Source organism: Pseudomonas sp. GL_135, from assembly GCF_057834665.1.
Genome location: NZ_CM174408.1, coordinates 2897736 through 2923214, shown reverse-complemented (window position 1 = coordinate 2923214; position 25479 = coordinate 2897736). Strand labels below are relative to the sequence as shown.

Genomic DNA, 25479 nt, shown 5'->3' with positions numbered 1-25479 from the left:
GCACAGTGTGCCAATAACCGGGCTGCGTCGCGACCCCAATGGTGTTCGCCAGCGCTGCGATGGTTCTAGAGGGGGAGGCCCCCGGGGAAGAGATTCACCCTGGGCTCAAGCGCCGCTGCCCGTCCCTGGTGCTCGTGCAAATGCGGCAGAGACTGACTCAGGCAAAATCAGGTTCCGAAAATTTTATAGCCAACGTGCGTGAAGATTTAATCATGGCGGCACACTCATCACTCGTGACGGGCTTACTGAAAAGGTAACCCTGAATTTGATCGCAACCATGTTTGACAAGCAGCTCTAGCTGGTCGAATGTTTCGACACCTTCGGCAATGACGTTCAAATCGAGTTCGTGTGCCAACACGATGACCGCTCGGGTGATCGCCGCGTCTTCATGATTGCTTGTTATATCTTTTATGAACATTCTATCGATTTTAAGCGTGTCGATAGGGAATCGCTTCAAGTAGGCCAAACTGGAATAACCCGTTCCGAAATCATCCACCGAAAGCCCTATGCCATATGACTTTATCTCTCGAAGTATTTCAACCGCCGACTCGGGTTCAATCATCAACACGGATTCAGTGAGCTCGAACTCTAAAAGAGCGGGGTTGATACCGTATTCTTCCAGGATATGCCTGACGATTTTAGCCAGCCCTTTTACCTGAAGCTGCCTGGCTGAAAGGTTGATGGCGATCGGCACCACCCCGAGATTGTTATCTTCCCACCCTTTCAGGGTTTCACAGACTTTCCGGATGACCCATTCGCCCACGGGAATGATCAGGCCGGTGTCTTCAAGCATCGGGATAAAATCGGCGGGAGAAACCAGGCCGAGCTCTGGATGATTCCACCTCAGTAAAGCTTCCAGACCACTGATACTGCCATCGGTGAGGCTGACCTTGGGCTGAAAATGCAGAATGAACTCGTCGCGATCAAGCGCGCCCCGCAATAGCGTTTCAGTTTGCAAACGCTTGACGGCACTTTGATTCATCTCGGCAGTGTAAAACTTGAAATTATTACGACCGCTCTTTTTTGCATGGTACATGGCGGTATCAGCGTGCTTGAGGATGACGCCAGCGTCATTCCCGTCAAAAGGGTAATTGGCGATGCCTACGCTCGCTGAAACGAATATATCCTGACCACGAAGATTAAAGGGTTTTGCCAACGCGTCGACAACATGGGTCGCAAGCGATTTTATGGAGCTCGCCGAATAAACAGGCTGTGTCACCACAACCGAAAATTCATCGCCCCCCAGCCGCGCAACCAGGGTGTCGTCGTCAACGTATTTTTCCAGGCGCCGGCTCGCCTGGATGAGCAACTCATCCCCTACGGAATGCCCCATGGTGTCGTTCACGGTTTTGAATCTGTCCAAATCGATGAACATGACGCTTATGGCACATGGCGCGGATGCAGAGCGGCTGATTGCAGCGTGCAGGTAATTATTCAGGAACCAGCGATTGGGCAGATGTGTAAGCGAATCATTTTCGGCCAGAGAGGTAAGCCTTTTCTTTGCGTCATCCCGTTCAAGCGCAGCTGCCAGCAGGTTTGCCAACGTTTGGAGGTAGCTAACGTCTTCAGGTGTAAAGGCGTGCCCTGTGGTGGCATAAACCCCGAGCACACCTTTAAAGGCATCCCCGCAAGGTATATCGACCTCAACACGGCTTCTGATGCGCTCAGCTCCCACTGTGTCAACCGACAGCAATTTGTATTTCGCATCCGGCGTATCGGAAATATCGAGCCCGGCAGGAGAACCCGTACTGCTCAAGAATGCATTTGTGTCGCCATTTCGGATATCAATGTTGGTCAAGCCAGTTTCAGCGTTGAGGATGACTCCGTGACTCACGCGATCAACGACTAATAAAGCGGCCTTACTCATGCTCAACCCTTGCGCCGCTGTCAGTGCGGCCAGTTCACCCAGGGCGCTGACGTTTTCCTCTGTCAATGCCTGCTGGCCAAACAAGGCGATCAGGTGTTGCCTTCTGGCGTTATCCAGAATCGCCAGCTCAAACTCTTTTCGATCGGTGATATCGATGTCGATGCAGATATATTTTTCAACGCCGCCCCTGTCATCGAGAATAGGGATGATGGTGCGTTGATGCCATTTCTCCGCACCGGCCTGACCTGTAAGCCTGACCTCACCGTTCCGCACTTCACGTTCAGGTGCCCACTGCCACGGCTGAGTGGCTGAAGACATGCCGTTCCAGACTTGATCAATCGTCAGCTCTAAAAGCTCGGCGCGGGAACGCTGTGAGCTGGTTACGAATCGTTCGTTGACATAGGTGATGCGACCGGAGGGCGAACATTCGCAGACGATTGAAACCTCGTCCAGGGCGTTTTTATGCTGCACCAGGGTGTTCATCAACGATTCGATGCGCTGACCAAAGTGATTACGCATATTCGCCGCAGTACGGTTTACCGCTTTGATTGCCTCCTGTATTTCGACGGGCGCATCCGCGACCAGCATGGCTTCTGCTGCCACTGCGCCGGACGCGATTTCCGCTTCATAGGAGTGAAGCTTGTCCAGGTGGGCGAGCGAACGCTTGATCACCCATCCCATCAACAACAAACTTGTGAGCAAAAAAAGCACCGCCAGTACCGTCGCTTGCACCACCAAATTACACAGTTCGGTCGCTATTTTCTCGGCGTTGAATGACAGGCGCATCACCCCATAATCTTTTCCACCGATCGTAATCGGTCGGTTGACATCGAATAATCGTGCAGCGACCTCGGCCTCTATCCACGCGGGGGCTCTGCCAGCCGGCGCACTGGGCGCCTGCAGGCGAATGACGCCACCCGACAGGTCAATAAACATGGCGGATTGGAACGGCGAGCGAGCCAGGGTCTTTTCGAGGGTTCTTTTGATGGTGTCGTAATCGCCGATGACGACACTTTCCTCCACGGCCTGTGCGGCAACCTCTATCAGCATGTTGGCGGTGTCTTGGATTTCCTCGATATGCTGAAGAAGCTGATTTTTATAAAACAGACCCAGCCCGGCCGTAAGGAACACCACTATCAGAATAGACAGCATCCCCAATATTTGCGACGTCAGTGATTTGGGCAGCAGGCTTTTAAAGAAAGTCATTAATAGCCTCTTCAGCTAATGTCAGATTATTTACTTGAGGTTTGCCGGCAAGCCGCTGTAAAAATCACGATAGGAAGCGTAATCCGCTGCCGTCGCAGGAATAAAGGTAATCGGTGCGGGTGCATGGACCAACTCGGCCGCCTCATGAAGAATCTTGCTGCCGTCTTTGTCGTACTGCATGTTGAAAAATGCGTTGGCTACCGCATCAAGTTCTTTTTGTGAAATACGAGGGGAGACCATGAGGGCTAAATCATTGAACGAGGACGAATTCCACAATACGCGGAACGACTTACCTTCTCTCTCCGTGTAGCCGCTGACAAGCTGTGAGTTGACCCCCATCGCCTGAGCCTTGCCGCTGAGCAGCTGGCTGAAGGCGCCGTCCATGTTTCCTGCAAATACCGTAGACGTGTGTATCCCTTTCTTTACCAATTCCGAGCTGGTGACTTTATAAGCAATGAACGCTTCGGGCCCGGGGTACACGACCTCTTTGCCTTCCAGTTCAGAAAGGCTATGGATGGGCGAATCGGCAGGGACCACGATTTGTCCTTCAAGGGGAGGCGCGTCACGGCGACCAAATACCTTCCAGCCCATTTTGTCGCGCTCAGGGCTAAAGAGATGATTGGTGAAAGCGAAATCAACTTCTTGTGCGAGCACATAACTGGTTGTGTCAGAGGATGTGCGCCCTAATTTCAGCGTGAGATTCACGCCACTTTTTTCGGACACATACCGTATGATCGGGTTCCAGAAACTGGCAGAAAGATTAAGGTTGTATTGATTGACGGGCGAAAAGTTGTAGACTTTGAGATCTTCAGAGACAGCCATATTTGACAGCCCTAAAGACAGCGCAATAATAATAGCTTTGCAGGTTACGCGTAACGTCACGTGTTCACTCCAGATGGTGGCTGACTTATCACTCAAAGGCCTTTAAAGCCAGATTTAGCTCGGCAATCTAAATCAATCGGCTGAAGAGCGAGGATCTGAAGCACCTGTTGCATAAATAAATAGTTAACTCCCTTGGATCCACTAAGCCGCATAGGTCCCATGGATACCGAGCGCCATGATTGCATTCGGTGCAGATCGTCTTGAGTCATCCAGACTTCAGCGCCTGTTCAAGATGTTCAAGCAGCACGCGCACCCGGTTGGGTACGTAGTGACGAGTAGGAAGTACTGCTGCTATGGACAGTTGCTCAGGCACCCCATCTTCCAGCTCGACGAGAACCAGACTGGCCTCCGCGAGGGCGGTGCGTACGTCCCAGTACGTCAGCATGGCCAGACCGAGTCCCAATTTGCTGGCCGCTCTGACGGACTCGACACTATTGGCCGAGAAAGATGCTTCGGCACGGATGGACACCTCTTCTCCCTGATGGATAAATGGCCAATAAGGCATGCCATGCAGGCCGATGCATTGATGACGCTTAAGGTCTTCAAGGTGGGTAGACGCCGCGCTGACGCTACTTCTGGATCACATGTGATCGCGAGTTGCACACACGACTAGTCAGCGCTGCCGCGCAGTGCCGGCACCCGGCCGCGCAAGAGGCGCTTGTTTGAAGTCATCGAATGCCCAATCGTCTATCGAGAGAAAATGTACCGGCACCCTTGGCGATGATAACCAGCAGTAATCCGATCCATGACAAATGAGTCGGCCAGGCGTCGGGGTAGACAAATATCTCGATCACCAACGTCATGCCCAGCAGGGCCAGGGCCGAAAGACGACTGAACAGACCAAGAATCAGCAGGGCAGGGAACAGATGCTCGGCATAGGCAGAAAGATGGGCAGCCAGTTCCGGAGCAATCAACGGCAAGTTGTATTCAGTGCGAAACAACTCGTAAGTGCTGTCGGTGATGGTTAAAAAGCCCTCCACCTTGGTCCGGCCGGACATGATGAAAATCGCGGCAATCGAGATCCGCGCCACCATTGCCAACACCGAATCATTGATCAGGTGATGCATACGGTCGGCGAGGCTGTTCCACAGTGTGAGCAGGCGAGGTGCATTCACGGTGTTCTCCAATGCTCAATGAGCGGCAAATACGTCGGCAGCGATCAGACGGCTGAGCATGTTCATCAGGTCCAACTCGGGTTCGGCCTGTGTTGCGCATTCGGCGGCCTCGTCCAGGGGGAGATGGGCTGCGCAAGCGTCCAGAAAAGCGCACTCGCCCATGCTCAACGGATACCAGGCAACGACGGCGGCGCTGCGGCTGATCAAAACGCCTTCGCCGATCCAATCCAGCTCGGCCGGTACGTCGATCAGTTCGCGATTGCACCGCCAGAGCGTGTAGGCCGGTTGGTCCGGGAACCATTTCCAGCGTGCCGTGGCGCGCACTTTGAGCCTTACGCCGGCCAACAGCGCCGGCTTGATGGCGGCAAAGGCGGTGACATCGAGGGCAAGGTCGTCTTCGGCGCCATGGGCTTCACTCCATAGCAGATTGATGCGCGCCACATTGCCCAGATAAGGCAGATCCCGGGCGTGCTCGAAAGCGTCAAGGAAGTCCGGAAAGCCTTGGCCGTAATGAAGCAACCGCGCATCGGCAGGCGGGAATTGGCGGACATAGCGCGCGGCGACGGCCTGCAACCATTCGCTGCCTACCAGACGCTCCACGGTGGGAAAGTTCGCCAACAGGGCATCACTGGCGCCTTTCATGACGGTGTTGCGATACACCAGAAATCCCGACTGCTCGGTCAACACCGGCAAGCTCTCGGGGTCATTGCCATACAAGGCGCTGATAAAGGCGTCCTGAAAGCCGGCCAGTGACAGATTCATTACGCAGTCTCCATTTGCAGGTGACGATGGGTGTCCAGGACGCCCTGAGCGCGGCTGCGCTCGATCATCAATTGATCAAAGGCGGGAATCTGGTCATCGCGTTCGATCAGCGTCGGGCGTGGGCCAATGCGCGTGATCAAGCGTTCATAGAGGGACCAAACCGATTCGCTGATGGCACTGTCGTGGGAGTCGATCAGCAGGTTTGAGTCGCCAGGGTCAGGGGTATGACCGGCCAGATGGATTTCCATGACCGCTTTGGCGGGGAAGGCGTCCAGATAACCGGCAGCGTTGAAGTCCTGGTTATGGGCGCTGATAAACACGTTGTTCACGTCCAGCAGCAGCCCGCAACCGGTTCTGTCGCTTAGCTCGGTGAGAAAGTCGAGCTCGCTCCAGTCATGGCCGTCGAGCTTTAAATAGTGGGTCGGATTTTCAATCGCAATCCGGCGCCCGAGGGTGTTCTGGGTGCAATCAATGTTGTCGACGATCCGTTGCAGCGCTTCATGGGAACGGGGAAACGGCAGCAGGTCGGGGTGGTACTGGCCTCGCCAGGTTGACCAGGCCAGGTGTTCCGACATCAGGGCCGGTTGAACGCGATCGGCGAGCACTTTCAGCCGTTGCAAGTGGGCCTTGTCCGGCGGGCAATCGGCCGCCAGTGACAGAGATACACCGTGCAGTGACAGCGGGTGACGACTGCCGATGGCTTCAAGCCAGGCCAGTCGGGGGCCGCCGTCAACCATGTAATTTTCCGGATGGACTTCAAACCACAGGCCGCTGGCGGTGCAATCGAGTGCATCCTCGTAATGCTCTGCCTTGAGGCCAAGTCCAGCGCCCATCTTTGGGGAAGTTTTCATGATTGACGTGTCCCGTGATGTGGCGGGTTACATGGCTTCGAGAGTACCGTGGCCGTTTGGCGTCTTGATCGAGGTGCACGTGCCGGCCGGAACGTTTTTCCACGAGTTGGCCTGGTAGTCAGTCTTCGAAGTGCCAGCACACGTGGTGCCTGCGCCTGCTTTGCAATCGTTCTTGCCCGCCATGGAAACGCCGTAGCACTTCTCCATGGCCGCTGGTTTTTCGGCCGCCATCACTGAGCCGGCAGCAACGGAAGACAGGGCAATTGCGATAGCGGCAATGTTCATGGTTTTCATGGTATTTCTCCGAGGATCTGGGTAGGTTGGTCGACAGTTCAGCGATTTTTCGCTTTGCTTGCGATCCGGGAAGTAATTCGTCGCCAAATGCCAACCGGTTACAGCGATCGAAAAAATATTTGAAATATCGTGAAAGAATTTGCGCCGCCGGGGGTTTCTCAGTTCACTGCCCACCGTGCGTTCAGTCGGTGCGCGCTCTTAACGCGCCTGATGAGAAGAACAATTAAAAAATCTCTAACTGTTGTGTAACCAGGGCGATCGATGGACCGAACTACACATAACGATTCGTTGCGCAGGCGAGAGATCGATCTTCAGACGCTCTTTCTGTCAGGGCTCAAGGGCCATCAGGCTGATTACGCGCGTTTTCTGCGGGAGTTGAGCACGCACCTGCGTGGTTTTCTCAGGGCACGGCTGCTGCGTCAGCCAGATGAAATAGAGGATCTGCTGCAAGAGATTCTGCTGGCGGTGCATAACGGCCGTCAGACCTATCAATCCGATCAGCCTTTGACGGCCTGGGTCTTTGCCATTGCCCGCTACAAGCTGGCTGATTTCTATCGTTCCCGATCGCGGCACGATGGGCTCAACGATTCCATTGATGACGCCGAGGAGCTGTTTGCCGAGCCCTGTCTGGAACCCGCTCAGGCGAGTCGCGATCTGGACAAGTTGCTCGAAGAGCTGCCGGACAAGCAGCGGCTGCCCATCATGCACGTCAAGCTTGAAGGGCTTTCCGTGGCGCAGACGGCGCAGTTGACCGGGCTTTCCGAGTCTGCGGTAAAGATTGGCGTGCATCGCGGGCTCAAGGCCCTGGCGGCCATGATCAGAGGTAAATGATGAACACAGACGATCTTGTTTCCATGCTCTCCACCGGGGTCGAACCCGTCGATCCCAAGGCGATCGCCAAGCGTTTCAGCCTGGCGATGCTGATTGGCGGAGTGGGGGCGCTGTTGGTGATCCTGCTTCGCTTCGGCGTACGGCCTGATCTGGCCGAAGTCGCGACGACCCCGATTTTCTGGGCCAAGATCGCCTTTCCCCTGAGCCTGATGGTGGGCGCTTTGCTGATGGTGACGCGTCTGGCTCGTCCCGGCATGAGTGCGGGAGGCGGCAAGCTGTGGGTGACCCTGGGGGTGGCGGCGATCTGGGGCGGCACGTTGTACGGACTGGCTGTCGCACCTGCAGATGATCGAATCGCTATGGTCTTGGGCACAACCTGGAAAGTGTGCGCCTTCAACATCACCGTGCTCTCGGTGCCAGGCGTTGTTGCGGTGTTCTGGGCCTTGCGCGGCCTGGCGCCAACCCGGCCGAAGCTTGCGGGCGCCTGCGGCGGCCTGCTCGCCAGCTCCCTGGCGACGCTTGCCTACTGCCTGCATTGCCCTGAAATGGCCGTACCGTTCTGGGGTATCTGGTACTTTCTGGGGATGCTGGTGCCGACCTTGATGGGGGCTGCCATGGGGCCGCGGTGGTTGCGTTGGTCGTGATTGATCAGAGCGCTAGGATCGAGCTGGGCCTGAGTTTGAGCAAGATAACGAGCGTGCATGTTTGGAACAATTGCGGCCGCTCGGCACTGTTGGAAGTCGGCCAATAGCCACCGGTCATCAATAGCGGTTTTCGAGCGCTCTAACCGCTGCCGCACCGAACCCTGAATCCATCGCTAACTTCAACGCCTTCAAACGCACGCTTGCCCTTTGTACCGCCGCCATTTTTTCAGGGCGCTTCATGCGCTTCCACTTTCTGATGTCGTCCTTGGTCCGCCCACAACTCACACACAGATCGCCCCTGAGCTGGCACACAGCGATGCACGGATTTTCGATTTCCTTCGCCACGTCAGTGATCCTTACCCAGTCGCTTCTGCCAATTGCCATCCTGAGCGCGCTGGCATTCTTCCTCGGAGTCAAAGCGGACATTGCGATTCGAGAGCTTCAGATCAATACAGGCCTCTTTCAACGCGGTGGCCGTCAGCTCAAAAATGCGGACCTTCGCTTCAACCTCGGCAAGCTGTCTGTCCGCCAGCGTGTCGAACACCCAGATCACCTTCAGGGTCTTAGCCAGTGCGTCCAGGTCAGCCATATGGGTTAGCCAGGTGAAGCCTTTGATTTCACCTTTTGCTGCTTCGCACGCTTCGGTCAGCGTGGCGATTAACCGGCGTTCAATTCGCGCCAGTTCACGTTTGCCGGGTGGCATCGCAATTTCCTTTGGAGTAGGGCGGAGGTGCTCAATCAGGATCAACAACGGATCACCCGCGCAACGCACGGCGGACATAGCGGCGCACATCGTCCAGCGCGGGTACAACGGCCAACACGCCAAGCACCAGCGACAGCGGCACAGTGGCGATGTACCCGACGAGCTTGAACCCGTACGCACCAGCCACACCGCCGACGAAAAAGCTCAGTGCCAATACGGTCAATAACGTGAGGCGCGGCCGATTGGCAAGCACTCGCGGCTGCTTCGACGGTGTGGCGCCATTCCAGTAGAAGAGCTTGCCGAGCTCAATACCGATGTCGGTGACGATACCGGTAATGTGCGTGGTTCTGATTTCAGCCTTGGAGACCTTTGTGATCAAAGCGTTTTGCAGGCCCATGATGAAACACAGCAGCATGACCGTCAGCGACACGATCAATCCGTCCACTGCCGCCAGCCTGGCGCCCAGAAAGCCGAAGCAGAGCAGTAAAGACGCCTCGAACAACAGGGGCAGCGCGAAGGCGCTGTGCAGACGTCTACGACGGGAGTAGTTGACCATGACGGCCGAACAGGCCGCGCCGGCGATGAAAGAGAGCAGGGCGCTGGCGCCACGTAGCAACAGGTCATACGCACCCAGAACCGTATTGTCAGCCATTGCCGAGACGATGCCGGTCATGTGCGACGTGTACTGCTGCACGGCCAGAAACCCCCCGGCGTTGATGGCCCCGGCCACAAAGGCCAAGACGAAACCAAGGTGCCGGTTGGCGACGACGGTGCGTCTTCGGCCGGTCAGGCTGCGGATGTATCTGATCGCCATGTGAGAGTCCCGTGGTTGCCGACGTGTTGGGCGGGTGCTGACCCGCCGGAGGCAATGACCGCCCGGATTCGCCAGTAAGCAACACACGCATAGCGGTCGTACAGCGCTTCTTCGTGTTCGCGCCTCAGGTTCACCGGCGAACAGCCGATAGCACTCAAGTAACCTTGGAACACTTGCATAACTAAAACACCACGCTCGCCTTCAATTCTGCCCAATAACGCTTAAAACCGATGCGGAAGGTCTCATGAACATCAAACAGAAGCTGACGTGGGGCTTCGCAGCCATCGCCTGTGTTCCGGTGCTGGTGGTGGCGGGGTTGGTGGTGTTTAACGCGCGCGAAGCCGCCGAAGCGAATTTCGTGGACAGCAGTGGCCGCGAGATCCGGCAGATCGATAACGGCATGACGCAGTTCTTCGACGCCATCAGCCAGAACGTCGATTACCTGGCGAAAGATCCGCGGATCGTGTCGGCCAAGGACCTCAAAAACTACTCGGGCGCCGACGCTGCGCAGCTTCCACTCACCGACAACAACCGCCGCCTACTGGAGATTTTCGACGGCTTCGCCAAAACCCATCCGACCACGGCGTATCTGTCGTTGGGCTTGAGTGACGGCGGCTACGCCAGCTGGCCGGATGATCCCAAGATCAGCAAGTACGATCCCCGCGAGCGCCCGTGGTACAAGGCCGCCATCGCCGCACCGGGCACCACCGTACGCACCGGCGCCTATTACTGGGCGCCGGACGACGTGTCGCTGATCGGCACCGTTCACACGGTTTCCGATACCAGCGGCGCCGTCGTTGGGGTAGTGGGGCTGGACGTGTCCCTCAAGCAGCTCACCGAGCTGGTCAAGAACATCAAACTGGGCGACAGCGGCTACCTGATGCTGGTGGAGGCCAACGGCAACGTGCTGGTCGACCCGAGCAACGCCGGGCATAACTTCAAGCCGCTGACCGGTCTGGGCGCCAACTATGCCGAGCTTGCCAAGGCCGACGATGGCGCGACGCAGATTGAAATAGACGGCAAGGTCTATATGGGCAACGTGATCAGCTCCAAAGGGCTTGGCTGGCGCTTTATCGGTCTGATCGAGCGCGACGAAGTGATGGCGAAGGCCTCCAGCCTGACCTGGTTGATCGCCGGGATCGCCGCCGCGCTGGCAATCATTTTCGCCATCGTCGGTGCCACCTTCGCCGGGGTAATCGTGCGCCCGATCCGGGGTGTGGCCGATGGCTTGCAGGAAATCGCCGAAGGCGAGGGCGATCTGACGCGCCAGCTCAAGGTCCACGGCAGGGATGAAACGGCCACATTGGCGGGATGGTTCAACCAGTTTCTCGGCATGATCGCGCAACTGATGCAACGCATTGGCGGCGCCTCCTCTGACCTGCAGAGCGCAGCGGCGGACACCCGCGAAGTCGCGCGCAACATGGACGAAGCGGCCGGGCGTCAACGCGAGGCGGTTGAACTGGTGAGCACCGCGTTCAACGAAATGGTCGCCACGGCCAACGAAGTGGCGCGTTCCTGCAGCCAGGCAGCGTCCAGCGCTGACGCCGGTTATCGCGACGTACACGCCGGGCAGCAACACATCAGCGAAGCCAACGGCAGCGTCTTGAAACTGAGCAAGGAGCTGCAACAGTCCACCGAGACCATGCAGCTGCTTGAGCAGGACAGCAAGAACATCAACGGCATTCTCGACACCATCCGCTCGATCGCCGAGCAGACCAACCTGTTGGCACTTAACGCGGCGATCGAAGCAGCGCGTGCCGGGGATCAGGGTCGGGGTTTCGCGGTGGTCGCCGACGAAGTTCGCGCCCTCGCAAGACGCACCGCCGATTCCACCGGCGAGATCGACAGCCTGCTCGGCAACCTGGCCAGGCGTACCCAGGAGGTGACGGTGCAGATGCGCGGCAGTCTGGAGGTCTCCAACAGCAGCGTCGAGTGCATCCAGCAGGCCCGGGACAGCTTCGACAAGATCCGCACGTCCGTGGATTCCATCCGTGATCAAAACACCCAGATCGCCACCGCTGCCGAGGAGCAGCATCAGGTGGCCGAAGAGATCAACCGCCACATCGCCCAGATCCACACTGACGCGCAACTGGTCGAAGAATTCGCCCACACGGCGCAGGCGGGCTCGGGTCGTTTGACCGACATTTCCGGTCAGCTCAATGGATTGGTGGGACGCTTCAAGTTCTGACGCCGATCAAGGCATGGCCAGGGATGGCCACACAAACATCCGGATTGGCAGCAAGCCGACTCCTGCTGGCGCGTGCTGCCCGGCGCTCACTCCACCGCCACCCAATGATCCGCCGCCACCGCCGAAAACCGCTGCGCGGGCGCAACAAAATCCGCTGCCTTGATCGGGTCAGGCCGTTCCAGCTCTTTCAGCAGGCTCTTGAAATCCCTTCGCCGGCCCACTTCGGGCACCGGCACTGCCGCCAGCAAACGTCGGGTGTAGGGGTGTTGCGGGTTGTGCAGGACCTGATCACGGGCGCCGATTTCGACGATGCGCCCGCCATACATCACCGCCACGCGGTGGCAGATGCGTTCGACCACGGCCATGTCGTGGGAGATGAAGAGGTAGCTCAATCCATGCTCGGCGCGCAGCCGTTCCAGCAACTCCAGCACTTGCGCCTGAACCGAGACGTCCAGCGCCGAGACCGATTCGTCCGCGATGATGACTTTGGGGTTCAGCGCCAGCGCCCGGGCAATGCAGATGCGTTGGCGTTGCCCGCCGGAAAACTGGTGGGGATAGCGTTCCAGGGTGTCCCGGGGGAGGTCGACCTGTTGCAGCAATTGCGCCACACGCTCGCGCCGCTGGGGCTCGGGCATCTTGTCGTGAATCAGCAGCGGCTCGCCCACCAGATCGAACACGGTCTTGCGCGGATTGAGCGCCGCATACGGGTCCTGGAAGACCATCTGCACGTCACGGCGCACCCGCTGCAGCGCGTCGCCCTGCAAACCATTGAGTTCCTGCCCCAGCAATTTGACGCTGCCCTGATAGCCGAGCATGTTCATCAAGGCTTTGCCGGTGGTGGATTTGCCGCAGCCGCTTTCGCCCACCAGCCCCAGGGTTTCGCCCTGACGCAGCTCGAAACTCACGCCCTCGACGGCATGCACCGTGCGCGGCGCTTCGAACCAGCCGTGGCGCAGAGGGAAGCGCACGCTCAGGTCCTTGACCGCGAGCATCACGGGCTGCTCGGTCATTACATCAGGCGGCGGCGCGCTGCCCAGTACCGGCACCGCGGCCAGCAATTTGCGCGTGTAGGGCGCTTGCGCTTCGGTGAAGACCTGATGCAGAGAGCCGCGCTCTTCCATGCGGCCCTGATTCATCACCACCACTTCATCGGCCATTTCGGCGACCACGCCCATGTCGTGAGTAATGAGTAAAAGGCTGGTCGCGAACTGCTGCTGCAACTCGCGCATCAGCTCGAGGATCTGCGCCTGAATGGTCACGTCCAGCGCGGTGGTGGGCTCGTCGGCGATGAGGATTTCCGGCTGGCAGAGCATCGCCATGGCGATCATCACCCGCTGGCGCATGCCGCCGGACAGCTCATGGGGGTACTGGGTCAGGCGCTTGTCGACCTGGGGCATGCGCACGGCGTCGAGCATGGCCCGGCAGCGCTGCCGAATCTCGCTGCGATTCAGTGCTTCATGCCGGCGCAGGGTTTCCGCCAGTTGTTGGCCCACGGTCAGCAGCGGGTTCAGCGATGTCATCGGCTCCTGAAAGATCATGCCGATGCGCTTGCCGCGCAGGCGTTGCAGCTCTCGCTCCGGCAGGCTCAGCAGGTCGCGGTTGTCGAACAGGATCGCGCCACCGGGGACGCTGGCCGCCTTGGGCAGCAGGCCCATGATCGCCAGGGACGACAGCGATTTGCCGCTGCCGGATTCGCCGGCGATGCACAGGGTACGGCGCGGATACAGGGCGAAACTCAACTCATCGACCACCCGACGCCGTGACGCGCCGCCACCGACGTCGATGCTCAGCCGCTCCACCGACAGACTCGGCTGCTCGGCTGGCTTCACTGGAACACCACTTTCGGGAAGTAGAACGACACCACCCAGTTGGGCAGGTCGACGATTTCGCTGATGCGCAGATCGCCGCACACCGAGCACAGCATGTAAGCCTGTTCCGCCGGCATGCGGTGCTCGCGGCACAGCCAGTCGATGGTGTTGGCGACGGCCTGGCGGGCGGCTTGCATCAGGTCCGGGCCGATGCCGGTGAAGGCTTCGTAGCCGGCGCTGTCCAGGTGCCCCGTCACCGGGCCGGGGGTGCTGAAACGCGGCGTGGCCAAGGGCGTTTGCTTGATCAGGTCGAGCTTGACTACCACGTCCATGGCGCTCTCGATGGCGGTGCCGCAGACCTCGCCATCGCCCTGGGCCGCGTGGGTGTCGCCGATGGAAAACAGCGCGCCAGCGACTTCCACCGGCAGGTACAAAATGCTGCCGGCCGCCAGGTCGCGGATGTCCAGATTGCCGCCGACCCGACGCGGCGGCACGATGGAATGCAAGCCTGTTTCGGCCGGCGCCACGCCGACCGTACCGGCGAACGGCTTGAGCGGCACCTTGGCGAAGTCACCGAAGGCGGCGGGGGCGAGGGTTTGCGTGTCGTAATGCCACAGGGCCAGGGCGGGCGCCTGAAACTGGTCGGCGAGCAGGCCGAAGCCGGGGATGTTGGCGGTCCAGCCGAAGCCCCCGGGCTTGAAGCTGTCCAGAGTGATTTTCAGGATGTCGCCGGGTTCGGCACCTTCGACGTAGATCGGCCCGGTGACCGGATTGATCTGGTCGAAGGGCATGACGCTGACGTCGGCCACTTGCGATTGCGCAGTGAAATAGCCGTTGGACGAATCCCGGCAGTTCATCTGCAGGGTGGTGCCGGGCGCCACGCGCTCGACCGGGGTGAAGCTGTGGTCCCAGCCGAAATGGCTGTTGACGCTGTGAATGGTCTTGACCAGGCAGTTCTGGCACATGGGTGCGGTCCTCGTTGCAAACAGGCAATGGGGCAAGGGAAAGGTGACCTGTGACCCGGCGCTTGCCGGCACAGGCCAGCGCAAATCACTTCACCCAGATGTAGTCATAGTTGACCGGCACGTGGACCGGATCGACGTACAGCGCGTCGTCGCCGCCCATGCGCTTGGAGCGCACGGTGAAGCGTTGCTCGTTGAAGATCGGCACCCACGGCGCGTCGGCCATAGCGTCGGTGAAGATCTTCTTCCACGCTTCGGTGCGCTCGGCCTGTTGTTCCGGGCGGGCCATGGCGTCGGCTTTGGCGGCGCGTTCGTCCAGCGCCTTGTTGCAGTACAACGACCAGTTCCAGCCGCCTTCAACCGCGCCGGTGCAACCGAGAATCGGGCCGTAGAAGTTTGACGGATCCGGGAAATCGGCGATCCAGGCCATGCCGCCGGACCACACCATCGGCGCCTGATCCTTGGAGCTGCCGGCGGCAATCACGTTGGCCTGGGCCAGGGATTTGATCTGCACGCGGATGCCGACCTTGGCCAGGTCTTGCTGGATCGACTGGGCAATGCGCGGCTGCGGGTCGGTGTTCATCACGTACAGCTCGGTGTCGAAACCCTTGGCGAGACCGGCATCGGCCAGCAGCTTTTTCGCGCCTTCGACGTCGTAGGGCAAGCCCTTGTACTGCGTGTCATAACCGGGCATCGCCGGCGGTAGCGGCTGGTTCGCCGGGACCGCGCGACCATTGATGATGCGCACGATGCGTTCCTTGCTGATGGCCATGTTGATGGCCTGGCGCACCTTGAGGTTGTCGAACGGCGGCAGGGTGGTTTTCAGCGTCACGTAGCCGGTCTGCAACTGGTTGCCGGTGACCAGCAACTGCTTGGACGCCGGGTCGTTCTTGAACTGCAGGAATTGCGCGGGGGGCACGCCGTCGCCGGCAATGTCCACTTCACCCTTGTTCAGGCGCAGCAACGCAACGGTGGGGTCCTGGCCGATTTCGAAGGTGATCTTGTCGACGTAGGGCAGGCCCTTCTGGAAGTAATTCGGGTTCTTCACCAGCTCGAGCTTCTGCCCCAGTTTCCACTCGGCCAGGCTGAACGCGCCGCTGCCGACCGGGTGTTTGCCAAAGTCGGCGCCCCATTGCTCCACCGCTTCCTTGGGCACCACCGAGGCAAAGTTGATCGCCATGATGTGCAGGAAGGTCGCGTTCGGCGCGCTCAGCGTGATGGTCAGGTGTTGGTCGTCGACCACCTTGATGCCGCTGAGGGTGGTGGTCTTGCCGCCGGTTACGTCTTCATAACCGACGATGGAGCTGAAGAAACCGGCGCCCGGGCTCTGGGTTTTCGGGTTGACGGTGCGCTCCAGGGAGTACTTGACGTCATTGGCGACCAGTTCACGGCCGTTCTGGAATTTCACGCCCTTGACCAGGGTGAAGCTGTAGACCAGACCGTCGGGGGAAATGCTGTAGTCCTCGGCTAGGCTTTTCACCAGTTCAGTGGTGCCGGGCTTGTAGTCCATGAGGCGGCCGAACAGGCTTTTGATCATTGACCAGTTCTGCCAGTCGTAGCCAATCGCCGGGTCCAGCGTCGCGACATCGTTCTGGTAGGTCACCACCACATCGCCGCCGCTTTTCGGCGTGTCGGCCCACAGTGGCGTGGTAAACAGCGTGGCCGCCACGGCCAGGGTCAGCGCGTTGATCTTCATTGTTGTGCCCCGTGTGTTGATGGAATTCAGTGCTGCTTGATGTCGATGCGCGGGTCCACCAGCGGGATCACCAGATCCGCCAGCAGGTTGCCCAGCACGATGGCCACCGCCGACAGCGTGGTGACGCCGACGATGACCGGAATGTCGACTTGCTGAATGGATTGCCAGGCGAGCTGACCGATGCCTGGCCAGCCGAACACCGACTCGACCACCACCAGCCCGCCCATAAACACGCCGATGTCGATGCCGATCATCGGGATCACCGGGACGATCGCGTTGGGCAGCACGTGCACGAACACGATCCGTGCGCGGCTCAGGCCCTTGGCCCGCGCCGTGCGGATGAAATCCTGGTGCAGCACTTCGATCATCGACGAGCGGACCATGCGCGAGTACCAGCCACTGCCGAGCAGGCCGAGGGTCAGCGCCGGCAGCATCAGGTGGCTGGCACCTCCATAGCCCCCCAGCGGGAACCAGCCCAGTTGCACGGCGAAGAAGTACAGAAACAGCATGGCGGCGATGAACTGAGGCGCCGACACGCCGACAAAGGAAAACGCCATCAGCAGCTTGTCGGCGAAGCTGTCGCGCTTGAGCGCCGCGAGCATGCCCAGGCTGATGCCGATCAACAGCTCGAAGCCGATCCCCGCCGCCATGAGTTCCAGCGAAGGCCGCAATCGCGCGCCGATCAGCTCACTTACCGCGGTGCGCTGGATGTACGAGCGGCCAAGGTCGCCGTGGAGCAGGTTGCCCAGGTAACTCAGGTATTGCTGATAGAAGGGCAGGTCCAGCCCCAGCTGCGCACGAATCGCCGCGACCACTTCAGGGGTCGCGCTGCGCCCGGCGATTTGCCGCGCCGGATCGGCGGGCAGCAGGAACAGCAACAGGTAGGTAATGAAGGTCACGCCCAGCAGAATCAGCAGCGCGTAACCGACCCGTCGGCAAATGAACGGCAGCATCAGCGACGCCCCTTGAGTGTGGGGTCGAGTTCGTCGCGCAGGGCGTCGCCGACCAGGTTGAACGCCAGGGACAGGAGGATGATCGCCGCGCCCGGAATGAACACCAGCCAGGGCGCCGAGGTGAAGTACGTCTGGCTCTCGAAAATGATGTTGCCCCAGCTTGGCGTCGGCGGTTGTACGCCCACGCCCAGGTACGACAAGGTGGCTTCCAGCAAAACGGTGGTGGAAATCCCCAGCGTCGCCCACACCAGAATGGTCGGCAGCAGATGGGGCAACAGGTGCGAGAACAGAATGCGCAGGGAGCTGGCGCCCAGGGTGCGCTCCACGGCAACGAAATCACGCGCACTGAGCGCCACGGTTTCGGCATAGATCACCCGGGCGATCTGCACCCAGTTGACCATCGCGATGACCATGGCAACGATCCACACGCTGGGCTGGAAAATCGCCGACAGGGCAATCGCCAGCAGCAGCGCGGGGAAGGCCATCATCAGATCGGTCAGGCGCATCAACACGCTGCCCAGCCAGCCGCGCACAAAGCCTGCGGTCAGGCCCACCAGCGTACCGATCAGCACCGCCAGCCCGTTGGCGAGCACACCGATGAACAGCGAGGTGCGCGCGCCGAAGATCAACCGCGACAGCAGGTCACGGCCGAGCAGGTCGGTGCCCATCCAGTACGGCGTCGCCGGGGCCATGGGCGCGCCTTCCAGGGTCAGGCCTTCGACGAATTGCTCATCGGGATCGAAGGGGCTTATCCACGGGGCCAGCGCCGCGAGCAACACCACAGTGACAATAAACAGCAGTGAAACGGCCACCGCGGGCCGACGCAGCAGGGCTTTAAGGGTGTTCATGCACGGTCCTCGTCCCGCGCTGCAAGCAAGTCAACACACAGCGCTTCGATTGGCCGGTTGAGCTGCATCGACAGACTGCGCAAGCGCTCGTATGCCGTCGCCTCGTTGATGCGCTGGGTCACCATCAAGCGCGCCAGGGCCTGGGCCATGAGCGGACGCAGCGCAAGCCGCTGTTGCAGCTCGTTGAGTTGTTCGGCATCGGCGCGCTGACGGTCACGCAGTCCCACCGCCATCATCAGCGTGGTGTAGACCGAGCCCTGGCTGATGGGTTTGTTGAGCAAGGCCGTGGCGCCGAGCTGCAGTGCGCGCTGGATTTGCGACAGGGTTTCGTGGGCGGTGAGTGCGACGATGGGAATGCTGGCCGCATTCAGCGCCTCAACGGCCAGCGGACTGGCGAAATGCTCGATTTCGAGAATGGCGGCGAAACAGCCTTGGGTGTCGCACGGTCCGTCGTGATCGAGCACCTGCGAGTGAATCCCCAGGCGGTGCAGGCTCTTGCCCAGGTTGGCCTGACTGCGTTCATCGCAGTCGATCAGCAGCAAGTGACCCTGGTCGAAAGCTGGAAAGGCGCGTGTGTTCATTTGACGATCCTCAAGCGCGGCGCCGGGGTGGCGTGTCGGTCCACCACGTCGGCGTGTACATCCGTAACAGTGAGATAGGGGTCGGCGGCGATCGGGTGGGGCGCCGAGTGCACGACTTCGAAGCGTCCCCCGCGCAGTTCGGCAATATGACTGGCCAGCGCGCTGTGATGATTGCGCGCCGACAGGCTGACAGTGCCGAGGACGCTGGCGACAGGATGTCGGTAAAGGTGCTCGCAAATCGCCTTGGGCGACGCATCGTCGCTGGCGTGCAAAGCATCGGCGAACACCCTCAACGCCGTGTAAGCGCTGGTGTAGTAATGCGAACAGGTGCGCGGGCCATGGCGCTGCTGGCCCTCGCAAAACGCCGGGTTGAGGGTCTCAAAAAACGGCCCGCAGGACAGCAGGCGCAATGCCTGCATCGGGCCTACGCCATCAAGCTCCGCTTCGGTCAGGTTGCAACTGAGCACCGGCAGGCGCAGGCCTTCGCGCTGGCACGCACGGTCCAGTTGCTGCAAGAAAGCGTAGGACGACTCGCCCACCAGGTTGTTCAGCACGAACGCGGGCGGGTCCTGAATCAGCCCTTCGATCAACGGGTCGAAGCCGGTCGCGCCCAGGTGCCAGTACTTTTCCCCAGTCACTTCAGCGCCGTTGGCTTCCAGCACCTCCCGGGCGATGCGGTTGCTCTCCCAGCCCCACACATAGTTGGAACCGAGCAGAAAGGCCCGATTACCGAACTCGCGCAGCGCGTAGCGCAACAGCGGCAACAGCGTCTGGTTCGGGCATCCGCCGAGGTACAAGACGTTCTCGCTGCTTTCGTAACCTTCGTACGGGCTCGAATACCAGAGCAGCGCGCCGTGCTGGTCCAGGTCCGGGATGATTTCCTTGCGGCTCGCCGACAGCGTGGTGCCGAAGATGTGCCGGACGCCCGCACCCAGCAGCTGCGCAATGCCACTGCTGTAGCGTGCCGGATCGCCTTGGGGGTCGACGCAAATGGCTTCCAGTTTCAGGTGGCGGCGGCCGTCGGCGTTGATCTCGGCCAGCGCATCCTGCAACCCGAGCAAGGCACTGCGGCCCATGCGCCGATAGGTGCCTTCGGTTGAGAGCAGGAAGCCAACGTGAACAATGGGACGAGAGTCGTGCATGAACAGCATCCATAAAAAAAGCCCGATCAACCCGGTGGGGGTCGATCAGGCTTCGATACCTGGCGCATTCGAGGCGCGTATGTGGGCGAGACTTAAGGACCTGGGTCCGGCTTGCCGTTTGTTTTAACCATGAAATAAGCGTGCCAAGTGAAAGCCGCCGCGCTGTGATGGCTTTTACCGGCATTGGCCTCCTGCGGTTGCTCCGGGGTGGAGCATTTGTGTGTGATCAGGCCTCAAAGCGGAGCAGGACAAGTGGGTTGTGCAGTGGGACACCTGACGCTTTCCCGGCTAAAGCTGGTCCTACATCCGAGTACACACTCGATGTCACTGACCGCACGCGATGCTTTCGTGGGACCGGCTTCGGTCGGGAAGAGGCCAGTTTGAACGCCATTAGCCTTGCGGTATGGCACCTGATGCTTTCCCGGCTGAAGCCGGTCCTACATCCGTATGGGCGGCGGTGCTCAGGCGTTCAACCGCGCTTTCATGAAATCAATGAACGCGCGCAGTTTCCGTGGAACGTGGGTACGGCTCGGGTAATACAGATAGAACGGCGAGACGTCGGGCCAAAAAGGCTTGAGCAGCGCTATCAGCTGTCCGCTGTCGATCTCGTCTTTCACCTGGGCTTCGAATGCGCCACCAATGCCCGCGCCCGCGCGAATGGCCTGCATCAAGGTGTCGCCATCATTGGTGATCAGCACGCTGGGCGGAAGAATCTCCATGGCAACGCCTTCGTGGATGTACTCCCATCGGTACACACCGCTGGCCAGGCGAATGTTGAGGCAGCGATGCAGATGCAGGTCTTGCGGGGTGCTCGGGTGTTCGCGGCCCCGCAAGTAGCCGGGCGTTGCAACGGTGGCGATGCGGTGAGCGCCGCCCATGGGAATTGCCACGACATCCTGGGCCAGGTAGTCGCCAACCCGGATACCGGCATCAAAGCCGCCGGCCACCAGATCCAGCAATGCGTTGTCGCAGTGGACCTCCAGGGTGATGTCCGGATAGGCGTCCATGAACGCCGCCAGGTGCGGCATCAGGACGATGTCTGCAGTGGTACGAGATAGGTTGAGGCGTAACACGCCGGTGGGCTTGTCCCGCAATTCATTGACGTCCTCGACGGCGGAGGCCAGGGCGGCCAGACCCGGCTGCGCGTATCCCAGAAAACGTTGCCCCAGTTCAGTCAGGCCCACCTTTCGGGTGGAGCGGTCGAGCAGCCGCACGCCGAGCCTGCCTTCCAGCGTCCGCAGGGTTTGCGACAGGGCAGAGGGCGACGTACCCATGACCGCCGCCGCTTTGGTGAAGCTGCCGTGCTGGGCGATCTGCACGAAAGCCGCGATGCCGGGCAGCAGGTCCGGCCGGATGACGCCGTTTTGAAGCAGTGCTTCATACTGCATGCCGATTGCACCTCTGAATAAACGGGATCGCCGAGCCTACCATGCGCCCTCACATTCATTCACAGGGGCAGCAAACATGGGTCAGTTAGCAGGCAAGGTGGCGATCGTCACAGGGTCTTCAAAAGGTATCGGCGCAGGCATCGCCGAGCGATTGGCGGCAGAGGGCGCAAAGGTCATCGTCAACTATTCACGAAGCGTCGAAGACGCAGAGCGTGTCGTTGCCCGTATTGTGGCAGCCGGTGGCGAAGCGATGGCGCACAAGGCGGACCTTTCAGGGCCTTCCGAGATCGGTCCCTTGATAGACGCAGCGGTTCATGCGTTTGGCCAGCTGGATATTCTGGTCAATAACGCCGGCATCTATAAACCCGATTCCCTGGAGGAGTTGACCGCTGAAAGTTTCGATGAGCATTTCAACCTCAACGTGCGCGGCCTGTTGCTCACCACACAGGCCGCCGCTCGGGTCATGCAGGCGGGCTCGGTCATTATCAATATCAGCTCGGGTCTGGCCCACAGCCCTTTTCCCCAAGTGCATGTTTATTGCGCCACCAAAGGCGCGGTCAACACGCTGACCCGCTCTTTGGGCATGGTGTTGGGGCCGCGGGGCATCCGCGTGGTGGGCATCGCGCCGGGGTTTGTCCACACCGAAGGCAACGCGGAATCCGCGCAGGGCATGGATGAGTTCTTCATCGCCAAGACCCCGTTGGGACGCATCGGCAAGCCGCGGGATATCGCGGCGGCGGTAGCGTTTGCCGTGTCCGAGGACGCCGCCTGGGTGACGGGCACCACGCTGGATGTCGCAGGCGGTATGGTTTTCTGAGGCGTCCCGACTGTTCCCGATTCGGGTGAATGCTCTACCATGAGCACTCACTCATAATCGGGGCGGCTCGCGCTCTGCTTGCAGAGGCGCATTGAAATGAGAGACCTGCCACCCACCGCCACCTTGCGCGCCTTCGAAGTCGCCACCCGTCACGGGACATTTACCTCCGCATCGGAGGAGCTGCACGTGACCCAAAGTGCGGTGAGTCACCAGTTGAAAAATCTCGAAGACATCTGGGGCGTGCAGCTGTTTCAGCGCGGCAAGACGCTGAGACTGACGCCCGCCGGAGCGGCGCTGGCGCCGATTGTCCGGACGTTTTTCATGAACCTGGAGGCGACGCTTGCAGACCTTCGCGAAGAGAAAGGCCGCGTCAGGCTCAAGGTCAGCACCACCTATTCCTTTGCGCTGAAATGGCTGTTGCCGCGCTTGCCCACTCTGGCCGAACGGCACCCGGAAATCCTCGTCTCACTGGACGGTACGGACACCACCATCAACTTCGCCAGCGGCGAGGCGGACATTGCGATCCGTCTGGGCGGCGGCAATTACCCCGCGCTGCATTCGGAATTCATGTTCAGAGAGCACATTTTTCCGGTGGCGAGCCCTGACCTGCTCAAGCGCTTCGGCGTACCACGGGAACCGGCGGAGCTGTTGCGCTATCCGCTGCTGGCGCGGGACGGCTCCGACCTGGTGCCGAATTGGGAAGTGTGGTTTCAGAACATAGGCCTTGGCGTGACCTCGCTGAAGGAAAGCGTGCGTTTTCCCGACACCAACATGACCGTCGAAGCGGCTTTGCTGGGGCAGGGCATTGCCCTCGTTCGCAGCGGGCATGTGGAAAAAGAACGGCGCGACGGCAGTTTGATCAGGTTGTTCGAGGTACCGTTTCCCTCGCCGGTTGCCTATTACTTCGTGTGCCCGAAGGGGGTGGAAACCCAGCCCCACGTGGCCAGTTTCCGCGACTGGTTGCTCGAAGAATCAACCGCAGCCGGAATTTCCTACGAATGACCCATGAGGATTTATTCATGGTCGGATGAGAAGCCTTCGCTTTAATTTCGAATGAGTCACTGACTAGAATCCGACATGCCTACTTACATCATCCTGTTGATCCTCTTCGCCGCCTTGCTGCACGCCAGTTGGAACGCCTTGTTGCGTGGCGGCACCGACAAGCTCTGGTCGATGACCATCATGTGCGTGGCGGTGGCCATCGTCAGCACGGTCGCGGCTTTCTTCATGCCGGCGCCGGCGCAGGAAAGCTGGTTTTACGCGGGGCTCTCGGCGCTCCTGCATGTGGGTTACAACCTGTTTCTGGTACGAACTTACCGCAGCGGCGACCTCGGCCAGACTTACCCGATCTCACGGGGCTCTTCACCGGTGTTGATCACCCTGTGCGCTTCGATCTTTGCGGGGGAGGTGGTGCAGACCGGCACGATGATCGGCATCGCGCTGGTCTCGGCAGGCATTATTTCCCTCGCCTTCAAAGGCCGAAAGCTCCACGTCGCCAACCTGCCGTATGCCTTGGGCACCGGATGTTTCATCGCCGCCTACAGCGTGACCGACGGGATTGGCGGGCGCCTGTCCGGTGCGCCGATGGCCTACACCGCCTGGATGTGCGCGCTGTGGGGGGTGTTGATGCCGATCACGTACGTTTGTCTGCGCGACGTTCGCAGTCTGGTGAGCGTCCGGCCCGGACTGGTCACGTCGTTAGGCGGGGGCGTGGTGTCGCTGCTGGCTTACGGCATCGTCATCTACGCCATGACCCTGGCCCCCATGGGGGCGGTGTCGGCCCTGCGTGAAACCAGCGTGCTGTTTGCGGCATTGCTGGGGTATCTGTTTTTGGGCGAGTCGCTCACGGCGCGGAAGATCCTGTCGTGCGCGGTCATTGCTGCGGGCACGATCATCATCGGTTGAGCGGCGCAGGCTCATTCGCCCAGGCTGCTCACGCCGGATCATTTGCGCAGCCTGGGTTTCACGGCCTTCAACCGCGCTATCGCCAGGTTGTGCAGGTATTGGCGAACGGCATCGTGGTGCTCTGTGCTGACGTGGTAGCTGTCCAGCAGACCCAGCAAATAGCCTTCGGCCATGGCGTGGTAGCGCGAGACGCTTTCTTTGGTGTCACTGGTTTTGAGCTTGGCGATCAGCTCGTCGATGCGCCCGCGGTGCTCGATGGAAAACCAGTCCTGCTGGGGCGGGGATCCCGCGTCGTCGCTCAGGGTCGTGTCCGGATTCATTGGGCCTCCAGGGGGACAGATCGGTTGCGTACTGTATCGGCGCGGGGCTTTTTATATGATCAATTTGCGCTTACGGGCTTGGACACCCTTTCAACCGATAAATCCTCCTCACTCAAATGCCACGCACAGTAGGACCGGCTTCAGCCGGGAAGGGGTCAGCGTTCACACCCTAAATCTTGCAGTGAAGCCACCGACGCCTTCCCGGCTAAAGCCAGTCCTACAAAACGAATCCTGCGAACGCCCATGCCCGTGATTGCTGTCCTCTGAAACCAGTCCCGGCTATAGTCATCGGAACACTGATCCGAATACAGCCGGTGTTGCTCCACTTTTGAAGAATGGGTTGTTAATGAGAGCTGACGCGCAAAAAAACTACGAACACATCCTGGTGATCGCCCGTGATGTGTTCACCGAGCAGGGCGCCGATGCGTCGATCAGGGACGTCGCCCGCAAAGCTGACGTCGGGCTGGGCACGATGTACCGGCACTTTCCCACACGGGAGGCATTATTCGAGGCGCTGCTGCGTACCAGTTTTGACGAGCTGAGGGTCAAGGCCGGCGAGCTTGAGTCGGTTGAACCCGCCGACGCCGCGCTGATTACCTGGTTGCGCGAGATTGTCGGCGTGGCGCGCAGTTTGAGAGGCGTGATCGCGGTGATGGTCGCGGCCATCGAGCAACCGGATTCCGCGCTCCATGCGTCATGCGTCACGATGAAGGCCTCGGGGACTCGGCTGTTGCAGCGGGCCCAAGCGGACGGGCTGGCCCGCGACAACATGGACGGTGCCGACCTGTTCGCCCTTGTCGGGGCGCTGACCTGGGTGAACGATCAGCCCGCCCTCGCGGCCCGGGCCGACCATCTTTTCGATTTGATTTCGAGTGCGATTCTGGTCAGGGCGTGAAGGGTGG

At 60.0% G+C, this 25479-nt stretch carries 25 protein-coding genes and 2 pseudogenes; 8 read left to right on the top strand and 19 right to left on the bottom strand.

The genetic code is table 11. The features are described 5' to 3' along the window. Positions 1-157 precede the first annotated feature (157 nt). From AC3ISG_RS12850 to AC3ISG_RS12820, 7 genes and pseudogenes are all read right to left on the bottom strand, one after another. Complete coding sequence (locus AC3ISG_RS12850) at positions 158-3073, bottom strand: putative bifunctional diguanylate cyclase/phosphodiesterase (protein WP_489297085.1); 2916 nt, start codon at positions 3071-3073, stop codon at positions 158-160. 30 nt (positions 3074-3103) lie between these two features. Then, on the bottom strand, positions 3104-3955 hold the full coding sequence (locus AC3ISG_RS12845) for a phosphate/phosphite/phosphonate ABC transporter substrate-binding protein (protein WP_489297084.1): 852 nt from the start codon (positions 3953-3955) through the stop codon (positions 3104-3106). A gap of 205 nt (positions 3956-4160) precedes the next feature. After that, positions 4161-4508, bottom strand: a pseudogene (locus tag AC3ISG_RS12840) (LysR substrate-binding domain-containing protein); the annotation flags it as partial. 115 nt (positions 4509-4623) lie between these two features. Next, a complete protein-coding gene (locus AC3ISG_RS12835) occupies positions 4624-5022 on the bottom strand; it encodes a DoxX family protein (RefSeq protein WP_489299524.1) in 399 nt (132 codons plus the stop codon). Between the two features lie 63 nt (positions 5023-5085). Next, on the bottom strand, positions 5086-5832 hold the full coding sequence (locus AC3ISG_RS12830; protein ID WP_489297083.1) for an HvfC/BufC N-terminal domain-containing protein: 747 nt from the start codon (positions 5830-5832) through the stop codon (positions 5086-5088). After that, positions 5832-6683: an MNIO family bufferin maturase gene (gene bufB / locus AC3ISG_RS12825; RefSeq protein WP_489297082.1), complete on the bottom strand. Its 852-nt coding sequence runs from the start codon at positions 6681-6683 to the stop codon at positions 5832-5834. The genes AC3ISG_RS12830 and bufB overlap by 1 nt, the downstream gene beginning before the upstream one ends. Positions 6684-6710: 27 nt before the next feature. Then, on the bottom strand, positions 6711-6977 hold the full coding sequence (locus AC3ISG_RS12820) for a BufA1 family periplasmic bufferin-type metallophore (RefSeq protein ID WP_073163725.1): 267 nt from the start codon (positions 6975-6977) through the stop codon (positions 6711-6713). 261 nt (positions 6978-7238) lie between these two features. Between AC3ISG_RS12820 and AC3ISG_RS12815 the strand changes: the two genes are divergently transcribed. Together AC3ISG_RS12815 and AC3ISG_RS12810 are read left to right on the top strand one after the other, a co-directional pair. After that, positions 7239-7808 carry a sigma-70 family RNA polymerase sigma factor gene (locus AC3ISG_RS12815; protein ID WP_122625104.1) on the top strand — a complete coding sequence of 190 codons (570 nt, stop codon included), beginning with the start codon at positions 7239-7241 and terminating at the stop codon, positions 7806-7808. After that, positions 7808-8452, top strand: a complete 645-nt coding sequence (locus tag AC3ISG_RS12810; RefSeq protein WP_489299523.1) for a DUF1109 domain-containing protein — start codon at positions 7808-7810, stop codon at positions 8450-8452. The genes AC3ISG_RS12815 and AC3ISG_RS12810 overlap by 1 nt, the downstream gene beginning before the upstream one ends. A gap of 117 nt (positions 8453-8569) precedes the next feature. Here the strand turns inward: AC3ISG_RS12810 and AC3ISG_RS12805 are convergent, their stop codons facing one another. Genes AC3ISG_RS12805 through AC3ISG_RS12795 form a run of 3 tightly spaced genes read right to left on the bottom strand, consistent with a single transcriptional unit; the run spans position 8570 to position 9969 of the window. Then, complete coding sequence (locus tag AC3ISG_RS12805; protein ID WP_489297081.1) at positions 8570-8797, bottom strand: DUF1289 domain-containing protein; 228 nt, start codon at positions 8795-8797, stop codon at positions 8570-8572. 1 nt (position 8798) lies between these two features. Continuing rightward, complete coding sequence (locus AC3ISG_RS12800; RefSeq protein ID WP_489299522.1) at positions 8799-9155, bottom strand: hypothetical protein; 357 nt, start codon at positions 9153-9155, stop codon at positions 8799-8801. 52 nt (positions 9156-9207) lie between these two features. Continuing rightward, entirely contained in the window at positions 9208-9969 is a 762-nt protein-coding gene (locus tag AC3ISG_RS12795; RefSeq protein ID WP_489297080.1) for a YoaK family protein, read from the bottom strand. Positions 9970-10213: 244 nt separating this feature from the next. Here AC3ISG_RS12795 and AC3ISG_RS12790 point away from each other — a divergent pair. Continuing rightward, positions 10214-11248 (top strand): annotated as a pseudogene (locus tag AC3ISG_RS12790) (cache domain-containing protein); the annotation flags it as partial. A gap of 54 nt (positions 11249-11302) precedes the next feature. Then, positions 11303-12157 carry a methyl-accepting chemotaxis protein gene (locus AC3ISG_RS12785; RefSeq protein ID WP_489299521.1) on the top strand — a complete coding sequence of 285 codons (855 nt, stop codon included), beginning with the start codon at positions 11303-11305 and terminating at the stop codon, positions 12155-12157. Between the two features lie 86 nt (positions 12158-12243). Here the strand turns inward: AC3ISG_RS12785 and AC3ISG_RS12780 are convergent, their stop codons facing one another. From AC3ISG_RS12780 to AC3ISG_RS12745, 8 genes are all read right to left on the bottom strand, one after another. Continuing rightward, a complete protein-coding gene (locus AC3ISG_RS12780) occupies positions 12244-13986 on the bottom strand; it encodes an ABC transporter ATP-binding protein (RefSeq protein ID WP_489297079.1) in 1743 nt (580 codons plus the stop codon). After that, on the bottom strand, positions 13983-14930 hold the full coding sequence (locus tag AC3ISG_RS12775; protein WP_489297078.1) for an acetamidase/formamidase family protein: 948 nt from the start codon (positions 14928-14930) through the stop codon (positions 13983-13985). Before AC3ISG_RS12775 ends, AC3ISG_RS12780 begins: the two co-directional genes overlap by 4 nt. An 85-nt stretch (positions 14931-15015) precedes the next feature. Then, positions 15016-16623, bottom strand: coding sequence for an ABC transporter substrate-binding protein (locus AC3ISG_RS12770; RefSeq protein WP_346625767.1), 1608 nt, complete (start codon positions 16621-16623; stop codon positions 15016-15018). 26 nt (positions 16624-16649) lie between these two features. Further along, on the bottom strand, positions 16650-17576 hold the full coding sequence (locus tag AC3ISG_RS12765) for an ABC transporter permease (protein ID WP_065988863.1): 927 nt from the start codon (positions 17574-17576) through the stop codon (positions 16650-16652). Further along, a complete protein-coding gene (locus AC3ISG_RS12760; protein ID WP_237253915.1) occupies positions 17576-18424 on the bottom strand; it encodes an ABC transporter permease in 849 nt (282 codons plus the stop codon). Before AC3ISG_RS12760 ends, AC3ISG_RS12765 begins: the two co-directional genes overlap by 1 nt. After that, positions 18421-19005, bottom strand: a complete 585-nt coding sequence (locus tag AC3ISG_RS12755) for an ANTAR domain-containing response regulator (protein ID WP_272631627.1) — start codon at positions 19003-19005, stop codon at positions 18421-18423. Before AC3ISG_RS12755 ends, AC3ISG_RS12760 begins: the two co-directional genes overlap by 4 nt. Then, on the bottom strand, positions 19002-20147 hold the full coding sequence (locus tag AC3ISG_RS12750) for a transporter substrate-binding protein (protein WP_489297077.1): 1146 nt from the start codon (positions 20145-20147) through the stop codon (positions 19002-19004). The genes AC3ISG_RS12755 and AC3ISG_RS12750 overlap by 4 nt, the downstream gene beginning before the upstream one ends. A 461-nt stretch (positions 20148-20608) precedes the next feature. Next, positions 20609-21535 carry a LysR family transcriptional regulator gene (locus AC3ISG_RS12745; protein ID WP_489297076.1) on the bottom strand — a complete coding sequence of 309 codons (927 nt, stop codon included), beginning with the start codon at positions 21533-21535 and terminating at the stop codon, positions 20609-20611. A 76-nt stretch (positions 21536-21611) separates the two neighbouring features. Between AC3ISG_RS12745 and AC3ISG_RS12740 the strand changes: the two genes are divergently transcribed. From AC3ISG_RS12740 to AC3ISG_RS12730, 3 genes are all read left to right on the top strand, one after another. After that, on the top strand, positions 21612-22352 hold the full coding sequence (locus AC3ISG_RS12740) for an SDR family NAD(P)-dependent oxidoreductase (RefSeq protein WP_489297075.1): 741 nt from the start codon (positions 21612-21614) through the stop codon (positions 22350-22352). 96 nt (positions 22353-22448) lie between these two features. Then, positions 22449-23354 (top strand): transcriptional regulator GcvA, encoded by a 906-nt coding sequence (gcvA, locus tag AC3ISG_RS12735; protein WP_489297074.1) that lies wholly within the window; start codon positions 22449-22451, stop codon positions 23352-23354. A gap of 75 nt (positions 23355-23429) precedes the next feature. Further along, the gene (locus AC3ISG_RS12730) at positions 23430-24257 is read left to right on the top strand and encodes a DMT family transporter (protein WP_272631636.1); all 828 of its coding nucleotides are present in this window, start codon (positions 23430-23432) and stop codon (positions 24255-24257) included. 38 nt (positions 24258-24295) lie between these two features. Here the strand turns inward: AC3ISG_RS12730 and AC3ISG_RS12725 are convergent, their stop codons facing one another. Then, positions 24296-24577: a hypothetical protein gene (locus tag AC3ISG_RS12725; protein ID WP_489297073.1), complete on the bottom strand. Its 282-nt coding sequence runs from the start codon at positions 24575-24577 to the stop codon at positions 24296-24298. Positions 24578-24923: 346 nt separating this feature from the next. Between AC3ISG_RS12725 and AC3ISG_RS12720 the strand changes: the two genes are divergently transcribed. Continuing rightward, on the top strand, positions 24924-25472 hold the full coding sequence (locus AC3ISG_RS12720) for a TetR/AcrR family transcriptional regulator (protein WP_489297072.1): 549 nt from the start codon (positions 24924-24926) through the stop codon (positions 25470-25472). Positions 25473-25479: the final 7 nt, after the last annotated feature.